We start from the raw sequence: 19,907 nt of genomic DNA, 5'->3' as shown, positions 1-19,907 counted from the left end.
GTCTCTCACGCCAGCGCAACAAAAAGGGCCGGGCAAGATGCCCGGCCTCGGCCTTGGGAGGCGCCAAAAAAGTCGCGGCTTATTGCGCGTCCATATGCTGTTGCGGACGCCAGCGGGTGATGCGGTTTTCCACCAGGGTCATCACATATTCGGCGCCGAGCGTCACCAGCATCACCAGGATGATCGCGGCATAGAGGCCGGCAGCGTCATAGGTGCCCTTGGCGATCGAGATCAGGTAGCCGACGCCGGCCAGAGAGCCGACGAATTCGCCGACGATCGCGCCGATGATGGCAAACGAGAAGGAGACGTGCAGACTTGCGAAGATCCAGCTCATCGCCGACGGCAGGATGACGTTGCGGGTGACCTGCCAGTTCGAGGCGCCGAGGATGCGGGCATTGGCGATCATGTTGCGGTCGGCCTCGCGCACGCCCTGAAAGGCATTGGCGAATACGACGAAGAACACCATGATGAAGGCGAGCGCCACCTTGGAAGGCAGGCCGAGACCCATGATCATCACGAAGATCGGCGCCAGCACGACGCGCGGGATCGAATTGATCGCCTTGATGTAGATCGACAGGATATCGGAGGCCAGCCTGTTGCGGCCAAGAGCGACACCGACGAGAACGCCGGTGATCGAACCGATGACGAAGCCGATCAACGCTTCTTCCATGGTGACGCCGAGATGATACCAGAGCGAACCGTTTTCGGTGCCTTCCGTGACCCAATCATAGAGCCTGTAGCCGATGGCGGTCGGGCTGGAATAGAAGAACGGATCGATCCAGTGCAAATCCGAAGCAAGCTGCCAGACGCCAAGGATCGCCACGAGGATCGCGACCTGCCAGAACAGCACGACATATTTGCGGCGTGACATTGCCTTCATCGCTGCTGCTTCGATTTCCGCATCCGAGGTACCGGCGCGGAAGATCGGCGCATTGCCTGTCTCAAGGGCTGTGTTTGCCATGATCAATCCTCCCCTTATGCCGCTTGGGCGGCACGGCGATAGCTGGTTTCGACCTCTTCGCGAAGGTCATCCCAGATCGTCTTGCAATAATCGATGAAGTTCTGCTCGTAGCGGATCTCCGAGACGACGCGCGGACGCGGCAGGTCGATCTTGTAGACCGACTTCACCGTCGCAGGTCCCGCTGTCAGCACATAGACCTTGTCAGCCAGTGCAACAGCCTCTTCGAGATCGTGCGTCACGAACACCACGGAAGCCTGCCGTTCAGCCCAGAGCTTCAGCAGTTCTTCATGCATGACCGTGCGGGTCTGCACGTCGAGAGCCGAGAACGGCTCGTCCATCAGCAGGATTTCCGGCTCGTTGATGAAGGTCTGCGCCAGCGAGACGCGCTTGCGCATGCCGCCCGAGAGCTGATGGGGATAGTGATGCAGGAATTTCGTGAGGCCGACGCGGGCAAGCCAGTCCTTGGCGCTCTTCTCGGCCTCCGCTTTGGACTTGCCTCGGAACATCGGGCCGGACATGACATTGTCGATAACGTTCTTCCAGGGGAACAGCGCATCCGTCTGGAAGACGAAGCCGACACGCGGGTCGATGCCGTTGACCGGGCCGCCCATCAGGCGGACTTCGCCGGCACTGGGCCTGGCAAGGCCGGTGACGAGGTTGAGCGTCGTCGACTTGCCGCAGCCCGTCGGGCCGACGACGGCGACGAATTCGCCGCGTTCGACGGTCATGTTGAAATCACGAAGTGCCGTCAGCGATTTGCCGGTCGGTGAAACGAAACGGCGGCTGACATTGATGAGCTCGATCGCCGATGTCCGGCGTCCATCCTGTTGCATGGTGCTGATCCTCACGCGTGCCTTGGGGCGTGCACGCAAAGCCCGGTGAACTGCCGCTTCCAACGCCTGCCGGAAGCGGCATTGTGACTGCTTACTTGACGTTCTTGACGAATTCCGTCGTGTATGTCTTCGACAGGTCGATCGTCTTGCCCTTGACGTTCTTGGAGAACGCCGAGAGCACGGCGAGAACGGTCTTCGGGCCATCTTCCGGCATCACGCCATCCGGCGTGAACATTTCCTTGCCGGCGTCCAGGGCCTTGATGTAGCCATCCTTGTCGCCGACGTAGAAATCCTTCGGCATCTTGTCGGCAATCTCGGCGGCGGAATGGGTGTGGATGAAGCGCAGCGTCTTGACGAAGGCGTTGGCGAGCTTCTGCACTTCTTCCTTATGGGCATCGACCCATGCGGCATCCATGTAGAGGGATGCGGCCGGATAGGTGCCGCCGAGCGCTTCCTCGGTGCCCTTGAGCGTACGCAGATCGACGAGAACCTTGGCCTCGCCCGTCTTCAGCAGACGCGAGATCGTCGGCTCGGTGGTCATGCCGGCCTGGATGGCGTCCTGCTGCATGGCGGCGATGAAGGTCTGGCCGGCACCCACCGGAACCGGGGTCACGTCGGCAGGCGAAAGGCCGGCCTTGGATGCCATGTAGAGCGTCAGGAAATTGGTGGAAGAACCGAGGCCGGTAACGCCGACGCTCTTGCCCTTCATATCCGCGAAGGACTTGATTTCCGGATGCTTGGCCGAGACCAGCTCGACTTCGCCGGGCGCCTGGCTGAACTGCACAACCGACTTGATGAACTTGCCCTTGGCCTGCAGGTCGACACAATGATCGTAGAAGCCGACGACACCCTGGACAGCACCGGCCAGCAGCTGGTTTTCGGCATCGACGCCGGCCGATTCGTTGAGAAGCTCGACCTCGAGGCCTTCATCCTTAAAATAGCCGAGCCCTTCGGCAAGCTTGGCCGGCAGATAGATCTGCTTCTCGTAGCCGCCCACCATGATGGAAATCTTGTCGGCGGCCTGTGCCGCCGTGGCTGCAAGTGAAGCAGCAGTCATGCCGAGGGAAAGGGCTACGGTATGAAAAAAGGCGCGCGATGAACGCATCAAATGTCTCCTCCTGTTTTGGTGCTTGCGTCGCCCGACGCCGCAGAACATCTGCTTCCTCCACGAAGCTCGACGAACCTAGCGCGTGCAACCTTTCAGTCAGCTTTCAGTGCGCAAGCTCAAAAGGCGACATTACAAATTTTTTTTTCAATGAGCTGAAAGGGCTTTTGGCGCACGCTTGAAAAAACGGCACAGGGACAATGGCGGTTGCCGCCATCGTCAAGATACCGTTGTGATCGCCCCTTGCAACGGGGAAGCATCTTCCGATCCTGGCATTTCTACTATAGCGACATATCTAGAACATCGTATGTTCATTGGGGGATGACGGATGAGAAGCGTAGCCGCAGCGCTGATTCTAACGACGATCGCAACCGCTGGGCCGGCCTGGGCCATCTCTCGCTACGAGTCGCTGAGCCGAAGCTGCGCATCCGTGCAGCAGCTCATTGCCGGCGAACGCGCCGTCATATTGCGTTATCCCTCGAGTAACGGCCGCATTATATTGTATGACCGGTATGTCTCCGATGACGCGCAATGCGGCATAAGTGGTTATGCGGCCCGCACCTTCATCCCGACCAGGGACAACCCGCAATGCCCAGTCCATAATTGCAGATCTTCTTCCGTCTTCAATCCGCATTGACGCGCCGCGTCTTTCTGCGTTTATTTGGCCTTCACTGCCACAAAAACTTTACAAAAAAGACTTTTGGTTGAATTTTACCCATATTTAACACACATTGTACGGGCAGATTGGACGAAGGTTCCCTGCCCCTATAGTGTCACAGCTAAGGTGGCATCCGCCTGGTCCCCTGTTTGAAAAGGAGATTGCGCAGTGAGTGCAAAAGTACCGAATCCGATCGACGCCTATGTCGGCTCCCGTGTTCGCACACGTCGACTGATGCTCGGCATGAGCCAGGAGCGGCTTGCTGAACAGATCGGCGTCACCTTTCAACAGGTGCAGAAATATGAAAAGGGCACCAACCGCATCGGCGCCAGCCGGCTGCAGGCGATAGCCAACGTTCTGGCCGTACCGGTCGCCTTCTTCTTCCAGCAAGACAATACGCAGCCGCTCAACACGGATGGTCTGGGCGCGATCAACGGCCTGGAGGATCTGTCGGAGTTTCTGACCTCCAAGGAAGGTCTGAGCCTTAACAAGGCGTTCATGAAGATCAACGATCCCGGCATACGTCAGTCCGTGCTGACACTGATCAAGTCATTGTCAAACGCCTCCGAACCGCTCGCGGGCCATGTGCCGCAAGCGGCCGACGCATCGATAGGCCTTCGCAACTGACCTTTAGCCTTGCCGCATCGAACATGGTCGAGGCGCGAACCCAACAGAAGCGCTGGTGGTCGCCTCGACAGTCGCAGCTGCGCTGTGTGCTGACGCTGTTTCCCCTCGAAAGCCGGCGCGTGGCATGGGCAATTGGGAGGCTGTGATACCCGGCCGGTCAATAATCTAACCCTTCGGCGGCAATGATGACCGTGGATCCTTCCCCAGCCGAATTTCTTGCCGGACATTCGGGCAGGCAGGCATCCGCACTCGCCGCATCTCCTTATTCGGATCGCGCCTGCTCAGCCGAGGAAACCTTTCGGCGGATCGAGCCGTGTCTCCTGGCCCACGGCGTCACCCGTCTCGCGCGCCTGACGGGGCTCGACAGGCTCGGCATTCCCGTTTGGCAGGCAATCAGCCCGAACGCCCGCTCGATCGTCGTCCACAACGGCAAGGGCATCACCGATCTCGATGCCAAAGTCTCGGCCGCGATGGAGGCACTGGAACGGGCCACGGCCAGTACGCCCGCCCTGGAAACCGTAAACACCAGTCGCGAGCGGCTGATGGCCGACGGACGCCACACCGATACTCTGCCGCAGCTCATTGCCGGCGGCCAGACCGATATCGCCGATGACGAGGACATCGCCTGGGCCGAGGGTCGCGATCTCATCAGTGGAGAGGCCGTCTGGATTCCCGTCGAAGCCGTAGCACTCGATCGCACCATCCGAGTTGCACGCTTCTGGCAATCATCCGACGGGCTGGCTTCCGGCAACACCTTCGCCGAGGCCATCCTGCACGGCGTGCTGGAGCGCATCGAGCGCGACGCCGTGGTACTCTGGGACATCTCCACATTGAAGCAGCGCATGGACGCCTGCATCGACCCTGCCTCCTTCCACGATCCGGTGCTGAACGAGTTGACGGCCAGGATCGACTCCGCCGGGCTGACATTGCGCCTCTTTGACATCACCAGCGATATCAGCATCCCGGCCGTCACCGCTCTGCTCGGTCCCAGCGACATCGCCGCGGCGAGACGCGTGCGCTATCTCGATGTCACGGTCGGCGGCGGCGCACATCCATCGCCGCTCCGGGCAGTGATCCGCGCGGTGACGGAAGCCGCGCAGTCGCGGCTCACCTTCATCAGCGGCGGCCGCGACGATATAGAGCCGGAAACTTTTACCCGGGAACTGCCTGATAGCATCCGAAGCTGCTTCGACGCTGCCCCAAAACCCGCATCAAGGCTCGATGCCCCCTTGCCGAAAGGCGCCGAAGCCTTGTTGGAGCTGACGATCGATCACATGCGCCACGCAGGCATCGCCTCTGCAATAGCGCTTCCTCTGGCGCACACCTCCTTGCCCTTCTCGGTTGCAAAGATCGTGATACCAGAGCTCGAAAACCCACCGGGCAACCGCAAGCGCCGATACGGCCACAGGGCGCTTTCGAAATCCCTGCATCTGCTGTGACGATGCATATGCCCGGAAATCGAGCTTGGAGACCTAATATTTCCGGCCGCTGACCGGCGCATTTCTTCATTCTAACGTCCTGAAATTGCATAGGTAGGATTATTGCACAATCACGCCTCGTGTCACGCTGCATGTCACGCGCCAACCCCAGGAACATAAGTTAAGGTCTGCTCATGTTCTCGGCAGGATGCAATTCACCACCGCGAACAGGGGGCAATAGAGGGTGTGAAATGACTGCAGTACTTTCGATCGAAATGACAAACCAGGATCCGGATTCACTTAAGGAACTGGCGTCGATCGCACGACTCATCACTTATGCGCGGCAAAGTGCCAAAAATCTCAACGCGGAATTCCCGGTCTGGTGCCTGGATCTGGCGCTCGGAGCCGTGTTGCAGGAAATGTATGCAAACGGATTGCAGATGCCTTTGTTCGAAGAGGGCACGGACAGGGCAAACATGGCCGTTGCGCATTGAGCGCACCGGTGCGGGTTTCGGCGGGGGACCCGAGAAAATGTCGGTATGGTTAGCAAGCCATGCCGGCATTTTTGTTGAGGAGCAGAGAGCAAGACCAACCTAGAGCGTTTTGTTTCTTTACGCATTCCAGACGGAAAACCGCTTCGCACTTTTCCTGGAAATGCTCCAGCTAAACACCGCTCGTGCGCGGCTGCACACCTGCCACGAAGATCGCGATACATTGACGCAGGTGTCGCAAGCGCGTTTCCCGATCGGGCCAGTCATTCGGATGGCCCGGCTTTGAGATCATGGCGCCGAAGATCATGCTCATCAGCATGCGCGCGCCGCTTGCAACATCGGCAATCTCGATAAGACCGCGCTGCTGCTGCTGGCTAAGCCAATCGGCAAGCATCTGCTGCGATTGCTTTGCGCCGTATGTGTGCATCAGTGTTGCAACCTCCGGAAATTGCTGCGATTCACTGATGGCGAGATGAATGAAGGCCTCGCGTTCGCGCTCCTTGGTCTCGTCGATATTGATCATGAAGATCTGTTCAAGCGTCTCGCCGAGCGGCAGATTCTCATCCGCGTCACGCGGCAAGGCCAGCATCGAGGCACGATGGTCGGCGATGATCGCCATGAAGAGATCGGTCTTGCGCGGAAACAATCGATAAAGGGTCTGCTTGGAGATCCTGCATCGGGCGGCAACCAGATCCATCGTCGTTCCGCCATATCCCAGCTCGTAGAATGTCGAGCGAGCCTCGCTGACGATCTCCGCGCGCCGCGTATCGTCGTTCACGGTTTTCGGACGACCGCGCGGGCGGCGTATCGCAGCCTGTTCCGCGTTGCCTCCCCGTTCCTTCGTCCGCACTTCCATCTTGACCTCAACAGCCGAATGAGATTGACATTTGGAGCAATACAAATATTTTCCGTACGACATCGTACTGTAAATAAGGCAACAGGAAATAGCAACGTGCGAAAGCTTGCCTCTTTCACCTCCGAATCCACATATCCTGCGATATCCAGCCGCCTTCTGGCCACCCGAAGCGCGATGATCGTTGCGGGGGTCGCTGCCACGATGCTGCTTGTCGGCTGCAATGAGCAGAAGAGTGCTCAAAGCGGTATGCCGGCCGTCAAGATCGAAGTCAGCGCCATGGCGCTGCATCCGCAATCGGTGGCAATCACCGCCGAGCTGCCCGGCCGCACCAGCGCCTATCTCGTCGCCGAAGTGCGACCGCAGGTCGGCGGCATCATTCGCAGCCGTAACTTCAAGGAAGGCAGCGAGGTGAAGGCGGGCGACGTGCTCTACGAGATCGACCCGGCCTCCTACCAGGCATCCTATGACAGCGCGGTCGCTTCCTTACAGAAGGCGGAAGGGGCCTTGCCGAGCGCTCAGTCGAAGGTGGATCGTTATAAGAGCCTCACGGCACAGGACGCGGTCAGCAAGCAAAATCTGGACGATGCTGTGTCCACTTTGGCTCAGGCGAATGCCGACGTGGCATCCGCCAAAGCAGCCCTGGAAACAGCGCGCATCAATCTCGACTACACCAAGATGCGCGCGCCGATCGGCGGCCGTGTCGATGCTTCCGCAGTCACCGTTGGCGCTCTCGTCACCGCGGACCAGACGACCGCACTGACCACCATCCGCCAACTCGATCCGATCAATGTCGACGTCACGCAGTCGAGCACGAACCTGCTTGAATTCCGTCGCGCCGTCGCGGAAGGCAGATTGAAGACCAGCGGCGACAACGTCTCGGTGCATCTGACGCTCGAAGACGGCAGCCAATATAAGGAAGCCGGCAAGCTCGAGTTTGCTGAAGCCTCGGTGGCCGAAACCGTCGGCACGATTACCGTACGCGCCGTCTTCCCCAATCCGGACCGCATTCTGCTGCCCGGCATGTATGTGCGCGCCACCATTCAGGAGGGCATTGCCGAAAACAGCTTCCTCGTGCCCCAGCGCGCTGTTTTCCGCAACACCAAGGGCGAGCCTACGGCCATGTTCGTGACCGCCGACGGCAAGGTGCAGCAGCGCGTATTGAAGGTACAGCGCAGCATCGGCAACAGCTGGCTTGTCAATGAGGGCATGAAGGACGGCGACCGCGTGATCGTCGAAGGCAGCCAGCGTGTCCGCGACGGCCAGGAAGTCAACGTCTCTCCCGTGACCATCGATGATGCGACCGGCGAGGTGAAGCAGGCAGCAGCCGACGCCAAGCCGGCACAGCAGCAGGCCGAATTGGAAAAAACCGATATCAAGGCCGCCTCCGGCGCTCAGAAGTGAGATTAGACGATGTCTCGTTTTTTCATTGACCGGCCGATCTTCGCCTGGGTTATCGCCATTGTCATCATGCTTGCGGGCGCGTTGTCGATCCTCACACTGTCGATCTCGCAATATCCGCAAATCGCGCCCACCACGGTGAGCATCAGCGCCACCTATCCCGGCGCCGATGCCGCAACCGTCGAAAACTCGGTGACCAAGGTCATCGAGCAGGGCATGACAGGTATCGACAATCTCGATTACATGACGTCGACCTCGACCTCGACGGGCCAGGCCTCGATCTCGGTGACCTTCACCAACAAGGCCAATCCGGACGTCGCGCAGATGCAGGTGCAGAACAAGCTGCAGCTCGTTACCGCACAGCTGCCGCAGACCGTGCAATCGACCGGCATAACCGTTTCAAAATCGACGTCGAACTTCCTCATGGTCGTCGGCTTCGTCTCGTCAGACAACAAGCTGAACTCCAACGACCTGGCGGACTATGTTTCCAGCACGCTCAACGATACGCTGAAGCGCATCGACGGCGTCGGCAACACCCAGATCTTCGGTGCCGGCTACGCCATGCGCATCTGGGTCAATCCGGACAAGCTCGCCAAATATCAGCTGATGGTCAGCGATGTCACCAGCGCGATCGAGGCTCAGAACTCGCAGGTTTCCGCCGGCCAGCTCGGTGCGCTGCCGCAACGCAAGGGTCAGCAGCTCAACGCGACTGTTACGGCCAAGAGCCGCTTGCAGACGCCTGAGCAGTTCGAAAATATCATCCTGAAGAGCCAGTCCAATGGTTCGCTGGTGCGTTTGAACGATGTCGCCACCGTCGAGCTCGGCGCGTCGTCCTATACCACGTCGAGCACCTATAACGGCCATCCCGCGGCAGGTCTTGCCGTGATGCTCGCTTCCGGCGCCAACGCCATCAGCACGGCGGAGGCGGTCAGATCGACTATTAACAATCTGAGCCAGACCCTGCCGCCGAATGTCGAGATCGTCTACCCCTATGACACGACGCCGTTCGTCAAGCTGTCGATCGAAGACGTGGTCAAGACGCTGTTCGAAGCCATCGTGCTCGTCTTCATCGTCATGTTCGTCTTCCTGCAGAACATCCGCGCTACATTGATCCCGACGCTCGCCGTCCCGGTCGTCCTGCTCGGCACCTTCGGCGTGCTGTCGCTGTTCGGATATTCGATCAATACGCTCACTATGTTCGGCATGGTGCTCGCCATCGGTCTGTTGGTGGACGACGCCATCGTCGTCGTCGAGAACGTCGAGCGCGTGATGGAGGAAGAGGGACTGTCGCCGCGTGAGGCGACGATCAAGTCGATGCAGGAAATCACCGGCGCGCTGATCGGCATCGCCACAGTCCTATCGGCCGTGTTCATCCCGATGGCCTTTTTCTCCGGCTCGGTCGGCATCATCTACCGCCAGTTCTCGGTGACGATCGTCTCGGCGATGGTGCTCTCGGTCATCGTCGCGCTGATCCTGACGCCGGCCCTTTGCGCCACCATTCTGAAGAAGCCCGCACACGGCTCGAAGGAGCGCGGTGTTTTCGGCTGGTTCAACCGCAACTTCGAGCGGGGAACACGAGGTTATCAGCGCAGCATCAACGGCATGATCCGCTACTCCATCGTCTTCCTGCTGGTGTTCGCGTTGATCGGCGGCGCCGTCGCCTATCTGTTCAATCGTCTTCCCAGCTCATTCCTGCCGGAGGAGGATCAAGGGATTCTGCTGACCGCCATTCAGCTTCCCCCCGGCGCCACGGATTCCCGCACCTGGGCTGTGCTCAATCAGGTGAGGGACTATTATCTCAACACCGAGAAGGACTATGTCGACGGCGCATTCGCCGTGGCGGGCTTCGGTTTCAGCGGTCAGGGACAGAACGTCGGTATCGTCTTCGTGAGATTGAAGGACTTCGACAAGCGCTCGACGCCGCAATCGAAGGCGCAGGCGATCGCCGGTCGCGCCATGGGTGCTTTCTCGAAGATCAAGGACGGCAGCGTCTTTGCGCTCGCACCGCCCGCGATTCCGGGCTTCGGCAGTTCGAGCGGCTTCGACTTCTTCATCAAGGACGTCAACGGCGCCGGCCATGCCGCGCTCATCCAGGCCCGCAACCAGTTGCTGGGCGCAGCCGGCAAAAGTGCGAAGCTCTTCGGCACTCGCCCGAACGGCCAGGAAGATACGCCGCAATATTCCGTGAACATCGATCAGGAAAAGGCGAGCGCGCTCAATATCACCCTGTCCGATATCGACTCGACGCTGTCGACGGCCTGGGGCGGCACCTATGTCAACGACTTCATCGATCGCGGCCGCGTCAAGCCCGTCTACGTACAGGCCGACAAGAATTTCCGCATGCAGCCCGAGGATTTCGGCCGCTGGTACGTGCGCAACTCCGGCGGCGATATGGTGCCATTCTCGGCCTTCGCCAGCGGCGACTGGACCTATGGTTCGCCGCGGCTGGAGCGCTATAACGGCTCGTCGGCCGTTGAAATCCAGGGCGCGGCAGCACCGGGCGTCTCGTCGGGCGATGCCATGAACGAGATCGACAAGATCATGGCGACCCTGCCCCCCGGCTTCAGTCATGAGTGGACCAGCCTGTCGGCCCAGGAAAAGCTCTCCGGCAACCAGGCGACCCAGCTCTATGCAATCTCCATCCTGGTCGTCTTCCTGGCGCTGGCGGCCCTCTACGAAAGCTGGTCGATCCCGCTCGCCGTCATGCTGTCGGTTCCGATCGGCATCTTCGGCGCGCTGCTGGCCGCCACCATCTTCGGCCAGTCGAACGACGTCTACTTCAAGGTCGGCCTGTTGACGACGATAGGTCTGGCCGCCAAGAACGCCATTCTGATCGTCGAATTCGCCATTGAGCAGCAAAACCACGGCAAGGGGCTGATCGAGGCGACGCTGGAGGCCGCTCGCCAGCGCCTGCGGCCGATTCTGATGACCTCGCTCGCCTTCATTCTCGGCGTCATGCCGCTGGCGATTGCCAATGGCGCGGGATCGGGCAGCCAGAACTCGATCGGCATCGGCGTCATGGGCGGCATGATCTCGGCGACCGTGCTCGGCGTCTTCTTCATCCCGTTGCTGTTCGTTTCGGTCCGCCGCATCTTCAAGGGCAATGTTCGATCGACGGCAGCGCCGGAGGCCGCCAACCCTGACGTGGCGCATTAAGGCCTCTCACTCGCTCTCGAAAAAAGGAGCGGGCGGTCGAGACCTCGATCACGGATCGGCTGCTTCGGCTTGATTTGCCCAATCTGTCATCAATGATTAATATGCAATCATTGATGACAGAATATTTGTATTGCCAGTATGACGATCCGCAATATCGATGATCATCTAAAGACCCGGCTGCGCATTCGCGCCGCCGCACACGGGCGATCGATGGAGGATGAGGCGCGAGACATTCTGCGGGCGGCCTTATCGACCGAAGAAAAGCGTAAGCCCAATTTGGCCGAGACAATTCGTCGTCGCATGGCTGCAAGCGGTGGGGTTGTGCTGGATATTGCCCCACGTGAACCAATCCGCCCGGTCGATCTCGATCCATGATCATTCTCGACACGAATGTCATTTCGGAACTACGGGCGCGATCACCATCGCCAATGGTTGAAGCATGGCTCGCCGCCCAACCTCCTCTTACGGCCTCCGGCTCTTGCCCGAGGGCCGGCGCCGAAGCGAATTGGAAGCTGCCATTCTTGCAACATCGCCGCTGCGGGCGGGCAGGCCAATCAACCAGTTCGATGCTCAGATCGCCGCAGTTGCGGCGTCGCGAGGAGCGACGCTTGCAACACGCAACGTGCCGGATTTCCTGGACACCGGAATAGCGATCGTCAATCCGTGGAACTATCGGGACTGATCCGATCCATATGCCGCCAACTCAAGTTGATAGCGAAGACATCGGCGGTGCCGGCTCTTGCTTCGGCGACCATCGTGCATGCAGCTTGGCAAGCATCAGGTAGATGATCGGCGTGGTGTAGAGCGTCAGCACCTGCGACACGACCAGTCCGCCGACGATGGTGATACCGAGCGGACGGCGAAGCTCCGAACCTGGGCCGGTCGCGATGATCAGCGGAATGGCGCCCATCAATGCGGCCAGCGTCGTCATCAGGATCGGACGGAAGCGTTTGAGGCAGGCTTGATAGATCGCCTCCTCCGGGGACAGGCCGAGCACACGCTCACCCTGCAGGGCGAAGTCCACCATCATGATCCCGTTTTTCTTGACGATGCCGATCAAGAGGATGATGCCGATGAAGGCGATGATCGTCAATTCGGTGCCACTGATGACCAGCGCCAGCAAGGCGCCCAGGCCGGCTGATGGTAGCGTCGAGATGATCGTCAGCGGATGCGCCAGGCTTTCATAGAGAATGCCGAGGACGATGTAGACCGTCAGAAGCGCTGCCAGAAGCAGGAGCGGCTGGCTGCTGGACGACTGCGTGACGCTTGCCGCGTCGCCGGCGAAATCCGCGTGCAGCGTGTCGGGCAGGTGCATGTCGAGCACCGCCTTCTGGATGGCGTCGTTCGCCACCTGCAGCGGCGTGTTGAGCGCCAGATTGTAGGAAATGGTGACGGACGGATATTGGCCCTGATGATTGACCACCAGCGGCGCAAGCGTCCGGTCGACCGATGCGACGGCGCTGAGGGGGACCTGCGTGCCACCGGAGGCCGGCACATAGAGCTTGGAGATATCGTGCGGATCGAGGGCGTAGTTCGGATTGGCCTCCAGCACCACACGATACTGGTTGCGCTGCGTATAGATCGTCGAGATCTGCCGCTGAGCGAAGGCATTGTTCAGCGCGGCATCGATGGACTGGATGTTGACCCCGAGTTGTGAAGCGAGGCTCCGGTCGATATTGACGGTCGCCTGCAGGCCGTTGGGCTGCCTGTCGGTCGCGACATCGGTCAGCCCCGGAAGAGCTTGCATGCGTTCCAGCACCTTCGGCGCCCAATACACCAGCTCGTCATAATTCGCGCCCCAGAGCGTGAACTGATACTGCGACTGCGACTGGCGAGCCCCGGCGCGGATGTCACCAGGCGAAAACAGGAAGGTGCTGAGCCCTGGAACGGCCGTGAGTTGCTTGCGAAGCCGGTCGATGACGTCGGCCGTCGGTGCCCGCTCCGATTCCGGCTTGAGTGAAATGAGGAGCTGCCCGCGATTGATGGAGCTGGAAAAGCCGCCGCCGCCCAGGGAAGAACCAAGACCCGAGACCGCAGGGTCCTGGGCGACGATATCAGCCGCCTGCCGCTGCAATTTGACCATGGCCGGATAGGAGATATCGGTCGCAGCCTCCGTCCCACCCTGGATGAAGCCCGTATCGTCCTGCGGAATGAAACCCTTCGGAACCTTGACGTAGAGATAGCCCGACATGACGACGCAGGCGATGATAACAAGCACGGACAGCACGCGGTGGTGCAGCACCGCTTTCAAAGTACGGCCATAAAATCCGATGATCGCGCCCAGCGTGCCTTCGATAACGCGGCCGAACGGACCTGGCCGCGCATCGATGTCGTGCTGACGAAGGCGATGGCCGCAGATCATCGGCGTCAGCGTCAGCGACACCAGCGTTGAGACAACGATGGTGAATCCGAGCGTCAGCGAAAAGGTCTGGAAGAAGCGGCCGACGATGCCGCCCATGAAGAACAGCGGTATGAAGGCGGCGAGCAGTGACAGGCTGATGGAAACCACCGTGAAGCCGATCTGCCTCGCCCCCTCGAGCGCCGCCCGCATCGGCTTCATGCCGCTTTCCAGATTGGCATAGATGTTCTCGATCATGACGATGGCATCGTCGACGACGAAGCCGACCGAGACGGCGAGCGCCATGAGAGAAAGATTGTCTATGGACAGTCCGAATAGCCACATCGCGGCAAAGGTTCCGGCCAATGAGAGCGGCACGGTGACGCCGGCTGCAAGGGTCGGCGTCGCGCGCCGCAGGAAGACGAAGACCACGGCCATGACCAGGCAGATGGTGGCGAGCAGGGTCCACTGCATATCGTTGACGCTGGCATGGATCGTTGTGGTGCGGTCGGAAAGGACTGCTATCTTGACGCCGGCGGGGATGAGCCTCTGCAGCTCGGGGATCAGCTCCTTGACGCCATCGACGGTGGCAATGACGTTCGCATCCGCCTGCTTGGTGATGTTGAGCAGCACGGCCGGCTTGCCGTCGTACCAAGCATCGGAGCGGCTGTTGCGCACGCCCGGCTCGACGGTGGCGATATCCGAGAGGCGGACGGCCGTGCCGTCGCCGCTCCGCACGACAAGCCTTCCATAGGCTTCCGGCGTCCGCAGCTGACTGTTCACGGCAAGAGAGAAGGCGCCGCTGGCGCCGTCGATGGAGCCGAAGGGACCGAGCACGTTGGCGTTGACGATCGCCGTACGGACGGCATCGAGCGATAGGCCCATGGCCGAGAGACGGTCGGGATCCAGCCTGATGCGCACCGCCGGCTGATCGGCGCCGCTGACCGTCACGCCGCCGACGCCATCCACCTGCGAGATACGCTGCACGACCACCGTATCGGCCGCATCATATATGGCGCTCGGCGCGACATTGTCTGATGTCAGCGCCAGGATGAGGACAGGAGCCGCGGCCGGGTTGATCTTGCGGAAGGAAGGCAATGTCGGAAGATCGCCCGGCAGGTCGATTGCCGCCGCATTCAACGCCGCCTGCACATCCTGCGCCGCGCCATCGACACTGCGCGAGAGATCGAATTGCGCGATGATGGTGCTCGAGCCGAGCGAGCTGACCGAGGTCAGCTGCGTGACGCCGGCAATGGTGCCGAGATGGCGCTCGAGCGGCGCTGCGACGCTTGCCGCCATGCTGGCGGGATCGGCGCCCGGCCGGCCGGCGGAGACGACGATCGTCGGCAGATCGACGGTCGGCAGGCTTGCCACCGGCAGGAACCGATAGGCGACGATGCCGAGGATCATCAACCCGATCGCCAGAAGCGTCGTCCCGACAGGGCGTTTGATGAACGGCTCGGAGAGGTTCATGTCTCACCACCCGCCAGTTCGTTCATCTCTGGACTCGGCGTTCCGCTGGTGCGGCCGACGATGCGGGCGCGCAGGCTCTCGAAAGCCAGATAGATCACCGGCGTCGTATAGAGCGTCAGAAGCTGGGAAAGCACGAGGCCGCCGATGATGGTAATACCGAGCGGGATGCGCAGTTCGGCACCCGTGCCCTGCGCCAGGGCCAATGGCAGCGCACCGAAGAGTGCCGCCAGTGTCGTCATCATGATCGGGCGGAAACGCAGGATAGAGGCCTTGAGAATGGCTTCGCGCGGCGGAAGGCCTTCCTTGCGCTCCGCCTCCAGCGCGAAGTCGATCATCATGATCGCATTCTTCTTCACGATACCCATCAAGAGCACGATGCCGATCAAGGCGATGATCGACAGGTCCTGCCCGAACAGCATCAGTGCGAGCAGCGCGCCGACGCCGGCCGAAGGCAGCGTCGAAAGAATGGTAACGGGATGCACGGCGCTTTCGTAGAGCAGGCCGAGCACGATGTAGATGGTCACGACGGCCGCGAGGATCAGCCAGGGTTCGCCCGCGAGCGAGGAGGCAAATTCTTCCGCATCACCCGAATATTTGCGCTGGATGTTATCAGGCATGCCGATGTCCTGCTCGGCCGCCTTGACCTCGGCAACTGCCTCGCTCAGCGAAGCGCCCTTGGCGAGATCGAAACTGATCGTCACGGCCGGAAACTGCTCGTCATGGCTGATGACCAGGGGCGCCGTCGTGAATGTCGCTGTGGTGAACGCATTGAGGGGAACCTGCGTGTCGCTGGCGCCCGCAACGTAGAGCTTGTTGAGCGACTTCGGATCCGACTGGTATTGCGGCGCGGCCTCGAGAATGACGCGATACTGGTTCGCCTGGCCGTAGATCGTGGCGATCTGGCGCTGGCCGAACGCGTCATTCAAAGTATCGCTGACGGCCTGCATCGACACGCCGAGCCGCGAGGCGGTTTCGCGATCGACATCGACGAAGATGCGGCCGCCGCCCATTTCGACCTCGGACGTGACGTCGATGAGCTTCGGGCTCTCCTGCAGCTGCTGAGTGAGCTTTGCGGCCCAGTCGACCACCGTGGCCGTATCCGTCCCGGTCAGCGTGTATTGATAGGGTGCGCGGCTTGCCCGGGTACTGATCGAGATGTCGCGTACGCTTTGGAAGGTGACATGGATGCCGGGCAGGCCGTCGACTTCACCGCGCATCCGGTCGATGATCTGATCGGCGGAAACGTCGCGCTGGTTCCTCGGCTTCAGCACGAGGCTGAGATTGCCTGTGTTCAGCGTCAGATTGCTGGCGCTGGCACCGATGACGGAGACGATGCCCTTCACGTCCGGATCCTTGCGCAGCCGGTCGGCCACGGTCGCCTGTATCGTCGTCATGGATTCGAAGGAGGTCGTCGGCTCCGCTTCTATGACGGCCGTGATCAGCCCCGTATCCTGCGCCGGCAGGAAGCCCTTGGGAATGACGACATAAAGCGCGATGGTCGCGGCCAGCGTCACCACCGTTGCCAACAGCGTCAGGGCACTCCGGTCCACAGCCCAAACGAGACTGCGTCTGTAGCCCTCGACAAGTCGCTCCATGAAACGGTCGGTTCCGGCCAGAATGCCGCCCTTGCGCTCCCTGGGCTTTCGCAGGATTCGGGCGCACATCATCGGAGTCAGGGTCAGGGACACGACTGCCGACACCACCACGGCAATGGTGAGCGTCAGCGCAAACTCGCGGAACATGCGCCCGACGATCCCGGTCATGAACAACAGGGGAATGAAGACGGCAACCAGCGAGACGGTGAGCGAAATGATGGTGAAGCCGATCTCGCCGGCGCCCTTCAGCGCCGCCTGCATCGGGTTTTCGCCCTCCTCGATGTGGCGGGCGATATTCTCTATCATCACGATGGCGTCGTCGACGACGAAACCGGTGCCGATGGTCAGCGCCATCAGCGAGAGATTGTCGAGGCTGAAGCCGGCAAACCACATGACGCCGAAGGTCGCGATCAACGACAGCGGCAGGGCGACGCCTGCAATGAATGTCGCCGTCACCGTGCGCAGGAAAAGCAGGACGACGAGAATGACCAGACCGATGCTGATCACCAGCGTCCATTGCACGTCGTGGATCGAAGCCCTGATCGTCTCGGTGCGATCGTTGACGATGTCGAGCGAGATGCCGGCGGGCAGCGCCTGCTTCAGCTTCGGCAACTGCTGCAGGACGCTTTCGACCGTCTGGATGACGTTGGCGCCTGGCTGGCGCATGATATCGAGAATGACGGCGGGCTGTCCCTGATACCAGGCGCCGACACGATTGTTCTCCAGCCCTTCGACGACGGTTGCCACGTCCTTCAATTGCACCGGTGCGCTGTTGCGATAGGCAATGATGACGGATTTATAGACATTGGGATCGACGATCTGGTCGTTGGCCGCAAGCGTGAAGCTCTGCTGGGTGCCGTCAAGCGAACCCTTGGCGCCGGCAACGCTGGCATTGGTGATCGCCGAGCGTATGTCCTCCAGAGCCAGGCCGTAGGAGGCGAGACGCGGCAGATCGACCTGGATGCGGATGGCCGGCTTGACGCCGCCCTGGATGTTGACGTCGCCGACACCGGAAACCTCGCTCAGCCGCTGCGCCATCATCGTATCGGCGAAGTCGCTGAGTTCGCGGATCGAATAGCTGTTGGAATGCAATGCCAGCGTCACGATCGGCGTATCGGCCGGGTTCACCTTCGAATAGGTCGGTGGATAGGGCAAGGTGCGCGGCAGCGTCGAGCCGGCGGCATTGATCGCCGCCTGCACATCCTGTGCGGCGCCATCGATATTGCGGCCGAGATCGAATTGCAGGGTGATCTGGCTGATGCCGAAGGCGCTCGACGAGGTCATGGACGCCAGCGACGGGATCTGTCCGAGCGGTCGCTCGAGCGGCGCCGTCACCAGGGCGGCCATCGTATCGGGATCGGCTCCGGGAAGCTGCGTCGTCACCTGTATCGTCGGAAAATCCACCTGCGGCAGCGGCGCGACCGGCAGGAAGAGAAAACCGAGAATGCCGCCCAGGAGAACCGCGACCCCGAGAAGCGAGGTGGCGATAGGCCGGGAGATGAAGAGCGACGAAACGTTCATTGTTGCTGTGTCGGCGTTGTGGGCGACGTGGCGGGGGCAGCGCTGCCACTGGCATCCGCACCCTGGCCGGCGCCGGCGGCATGCTGGCCGCGATGGCTGCCATTGCCGCCCTCACCGTTGTGCCGACGATGCGGCCGCTCACCATCATTGGCATTGTTGGTTTGGCCGCTTTGCGGATCGTTCTCCGCGACCGGCTGCCCCTGATCATTCGCTGCCGGCGCATTCGGCGTTGCCTGAACCGGACTGGCTGAAATCTGGACTTTCGACTTATCCTGAAGCCGCGCGAAGCCGGTCGTCACCACCTTGTCGCCGGGCGACACACCGTCGGTGATGACCGCCAGCGTGTCATCCTGCTGGCGCACCTTCACCGCCTTCATGGCAACGGTCTCATCCTGGTTGACGATATAGACGAAGGTGCCGTTCGGCCCGCGCTGCACGGCGGCGCTCGGAATGGTCGTCACGCCCTTCAGCGTCTCGACCAGAAGACGCGCATTGACGAAAGCACCCGGCCAAAGCGCCAGCTTGTCGTTCGGGAAATTGGCCTTCAGCCTTATCGTGCCTGTCGTGGGGTCGACCTGGTTGTCGACCACCGCAAGCGAGCCATTGTCGACCACCGTCTGGCCGTCGTTCCCCAGCGCCTCGACGGCGAGCGTTCCGGCCAGGCTGGCCGCGTTGACGCGTGCAAGCTGCTGCTGCGGAATGGAAAAGAGGACGGAGATCGGCTGGATCTGCGACAGCGTCACGATGCCGGTCGTGTCGGACGAGCTGACCAGATTGCCGATATCGACGTTGCGGATGCCGGTGCGCCCGTCGATGGGCGCCTTGATCGTCGTATAGTCGAGCGTCGCCTGGGCGCTTTCTATGGCTGCCACATCGACCTGGATTTGCGCCGTATATTGCGCCACCAGCGACAGCTGGGTGTCGACCTGCTGCTGGGTGCCCGAGGCGCTCTTCACCATCAGCTGATAGCGCGCAAGGTCACGCTGGGCGCCGGCGAGCAGGGCTTCGTCCTGCGCCTTCTTGGCGACCGCCTGGTCGCGCTGCGCCTTGTAGACGCCGTCATCGATACGGGCGATTACGTCGCCCTTCTTGATGTCCTGGCCTTCGTCGAAATCGATTTCCACGATCTTTCCGTTGACCTGGGCGCGCACCGTCACGGTGTTCAGGGCCTTCACCGAACCCACGCCATCGATATAGACAGGCACATCGGCCGCCTTCGCGTCGGCCACAAGCACCGGAACAGGACCGCTGAATTGCGAGAGGCCGCGCCGTCTTCCGCTGCCGCCACTCCCCTGGCCCTGGCCGTTGCGACGCTCACCTTGAGCTTGCTGGGCAGGTGCTGACGCATTCTGATAGCCGAGCAGCCGCTCGGCGCTGCCAAGCCAGAGATCGCGAGTGGCATAGGCGCCATAGGCCACTGCACCGATTACCGCCAGCGACATTACGACCCGAAAGGTCCGAGCCATCAACATACCTT

13 protein-coding genes and 1 pseudogene are annotated in these 19,907 nt (G+C 61.0%); 7 read left to right on the top strand and 7 right to left on the bottom strand.

Annotation, left to right across the window (positions count from 1 at the left end; all coding sequences use genetic code 11):
* Positions 1 to 79: 79 nt before the first annotated feature.
* The 3 genes from FHT29_RS15030 to FHT29_RS15020 form a co-directional block, all read right to left on the bottom strand.
* Entirely contained in the window at positions 80 to 961 is an 882-nt protein-coding gene (locus tag FHT29_RS15030) for an ABC transporter permease (RefSeq protein ID WP_037196058.1), read from the bottom strand.
* 14 nt (positions 962 to 975) lie between these two features.
* Entirely contained in the window at positions 976 to 1,794 is an 819-nt protein-coding gene (locus tag FHT29_RS15025; protein ID WP_047554389.1) for an ABC transporter ATP-binding protein, read from the bottom strand.
* Positions 1,795 to 1,885: 91 nt separating this feature from the next.
* On the bottom strand, positions 1,886 to 2,899 hold the full coding sequence (locus tag FHT29_RS15020) for an ABC transporter substrate-binding protein (protein WP_047553815.1): 1,014 nt from the start codon (positions 2,897 to 2,899) through the stop codon (positions 1,886 to 1,888).
* A gap of 826 nt (positions 2,900 to 3,725) precedes the next feature.
* On the opposite strand from FHT29_RS15020, the gene FHT29_RS15010 reads away from it, so the two are divergent.
* The 3 genes from FHT29_RS15010 (at position 3,726) to FHT29_RS15000 (ending at position 6,096) form a co-directional block, all read left to right on the top strand.
* Positions 3,726 to 4,184 (top strand): helix-turn-helix transcriptional regulator, encoded by a 459-nt coding sequence (locus FHT29_RS15010; protein ID WP_037196050.1) that lies wholly within the window; start codon positions 3,726 to 3,728, stop codon positions 4,182 to 4,184.
* Between the two features lie 185 nt (positions 4,185 to 4,369).
* Entirely contained in the window at positions 4,370 to 5,623 is a 1,254-nt protein-coding gene (locus tag FHT29_RS15005) for a YcaO-like family protein (RefSeq protein ID WP_168599803.1), read from the top strand.
* A gap of 230 nt (positions 5,624 to 5,853) precedes the next feature.
* The gene (locus FHT29_RS15000; protein ID WP_047553818.1) at positions 5,854 to 6,096 is read left to right on the top strand and encodes a hypothetical protein; all 243 of its coding nucleotides are present in this window, start codon (positions 5,854 to 5,856) and stop codon (positions 6,094 to 6,096) included.
* A gap of 169 nt (positions 6,097 to 6,265) precedes the next feature.
* On the opposite strand, the gene FHT29_RS14995 is transcribed toward FHT29_RS15000, so the two are convergent.
* Entirely contained in the window at positions 6,266 to 6,949 is a 684-nt protein-coding gene (locus FHT29_RS14995; RefSeq protein WP_047553822.1) for a TetR/AcrR family transcriptional regulator, read from the bottom strand.
* Positions 6,950 to 7,123: 174 nt separating this feature from the next.
* Between FHT29_RS14995 and FHT29_RS14990 the strand changes: the two genes are divergently transcribed.
* The 4 genes and pseudogenes from FHT29_RS14990 to FHT29_RS14975 all read left to right on the top strand — a co-directional run bounded on the left by FHT29_RS14990 (position 7,124) and on the right by FHT29_RS14975 (position 12,185).
* On the top strand, positions 7,124 to 8,350 hold the full coding sequence (locus FHT29_RS14990) for an efflux RND transporter periplasmic adaptor subunit (RefSeq protein WP_037196195.1): 1,227 nt from the start codon (positions 7,124 to 7,126) through the stop codon (positions 8,348 to 8,350).
* Positions 8,351 to 8,359: 9 nt separating this feature from the next.
* Entirely contained in the window at positions 8,360 to 11,503 is a 3,144-nt protein-coding gene (locus FHT29_RS14985; protein WP_047553827.1) for an efflux RND transporter permease subunit, read from the top strand.
* Between the two features lie 129 nt (positions 11,504 to 11,632).
* Positions 11,633 to 11,878, top strand: a complete 246-nt coding sequence (locus FHT29_RS14980; RefSeq protein ID WP_047553829.1) for a plasmid stabilization protein — start codon at positions 11,633 to 11,635, stop codon at positions 11,876 to 11,878.
* Positions 11,875 to 12,185, top strand: a pseudogene (locus FHT29_RS14975) (VapC toxin family PIN domain ribonuclease). Before FHT29_RS14980 ends, FHT29_RS14975 begins: the two are co-directional and overlap by 4 nt.
* Positions 12,186 to 12,206: 21 nt before the next feature.
* Here FHT29_RS14975 and FHT29_RS14970 read toward each other — a convergent pair.
* From FHT29_RS14970 to FHT29_RS14960, 3 genes are read right to left on the bottom strand one after another with little or no spacing between them, the layout of a single operon-like run.
* Positions 12,207 to 15,314 (bottom strand): efflux RND transporter permease subunit, encoded by a 3,108-nt coding sequence (locus tag FHT29_RS14970; RefSeq protein ID WP_047553831.1) that lies wholly within the window; start codon positions 15,312 to 15,314, stop codon positions 12,207 to 12,209.
* Complete coding sequence (locus FHT29_RS14965; RefSeq protein ID WP_112442021.1) at positions 15,311 to 18,430, bottom strand: efflux RND transporter permease subunit; 3,120 nt, start codon at positions 18,428 to 18,430, stop codon at positions 15,311 to 15,313. The genes FHT29_RS14970 and FHT29_RS14965 overlap by 4 nt, the downstream gene beginning before the upstream one ends.
* Positions 18,427 to 19,896, bottom strand: coding sequence for an efflux RND transporter periplasmic adaptor subunit (locus FHT29_RS14960; RefSeq protein ID WP_047554393.1), 1,470 nt, complete (start codon positions 19,894 to 19,896; stop codon positions 18,427 to 18,429). Before FHT29_RS14960 ends, FHT29_RS14965 begins: the two co-directional genes overlap by 4 nt.
* Between the last annotated feature and the right edge of the window lie 11 nt (positions 19,897 to 19,907).

It is taken from the genome of Rhizobium sp. SG741, from assembly GCF_012275435.1.
GTDB classification, from domain to species: domain Bacteria; phylum Pseudomonadota; class Alphaproteobacteria; order Rhizobiales; family Rhizobiaceae; genus Rhizobium; species Rhizobium lusitanum.
The sequence above is the reverse complement of the archived record's forward strand: the minus strand, read 5'-3'. Positions and strand labels throughout refer to the sequence as shown.

Excerpts from the sequence above, each read along its gene's own strand:
- FHT29_RS15030 (WP_037196058.1), bottom strand. The coding sequence starts at position 961 with ATGGCAAACACAGCCCTTGAGACAGGCAATGCGCCGATCTTCCGCGCC.
- FHT29_RS15025 (WP_047554389.1), bottom strand. The coding sequence starts at position 1,794 with ATGCAACAGGATGGACGCCGGACATCGGCGATCGAGCTCATCAATGTC.
- FHT29_RS15020 (WP_047553815.1), bottom strand. The coding sequence starts at position 2,899 with ATGCGTTCATCGCGCGCCTTTTTTCATACCGTAGCCCTTTCCCTCGGC.
- FHT29_RS15005 (WP_168599803.1), top strand. The coding sequence starts at position 4,370 with ATGACCGTGGATCCTTCCCCAGCCGAATTTCTTGCCGGACATTCGGGC.
- FHT29_RS15000 (WP_047553818.1), top strand. The coding sequence starts at position 5,854 with ATGACTGCAGTACTTTCGATCGAAATGACAAACCAGGATCCGGATTCA.
- FHT29_RS14995 (WP_047553822.1), bottom strand. The coding sequence starts at position 6,949 with ATGGAAGTGCGGACGAAGGAACGGGGAGGCAACGCGGAACAGGCTGCG.
- FHT29_RS14990 (WP_037196195.1), top strand. The coding sequence starts at position 7,124 with ATGATCGTTGCGGGGGTCGCTGCCACGATGCTGCTTGTCGGCTGCAAT.
- FHT29_RS14985 (WP_047553827.1), top strand. The coding sequence starts at position 8,360 with ATGTCTCGTTTTTTCATTGACCGGCCGATCTTCGCCTGGGTTATCGCC.
- FHT29_RS14970 (WP_047553831.1), bottom strand. The coding sequence starts at position 15,314 with ATGAACCTCTCCGAGCCGTTCATCAAACGCCCTGTCGGGACGACGCTT.
- FHT29_RS14965 (WP_112442021.1), bottom strand. The coding sequence starts at position 18,430 with ATGAACGTTTCGTCGCTCTTCATCTCCCGGCCTATCGCCACCTCGCTT.
- FHT29_RS14960 (WP_047554393.1), bottom strand. The coding sequence starts at position 19,896 with ATGGCTCGGACCTTTCGGGTCGTAATGTCGCTGGCGGTAATCGGTGCA.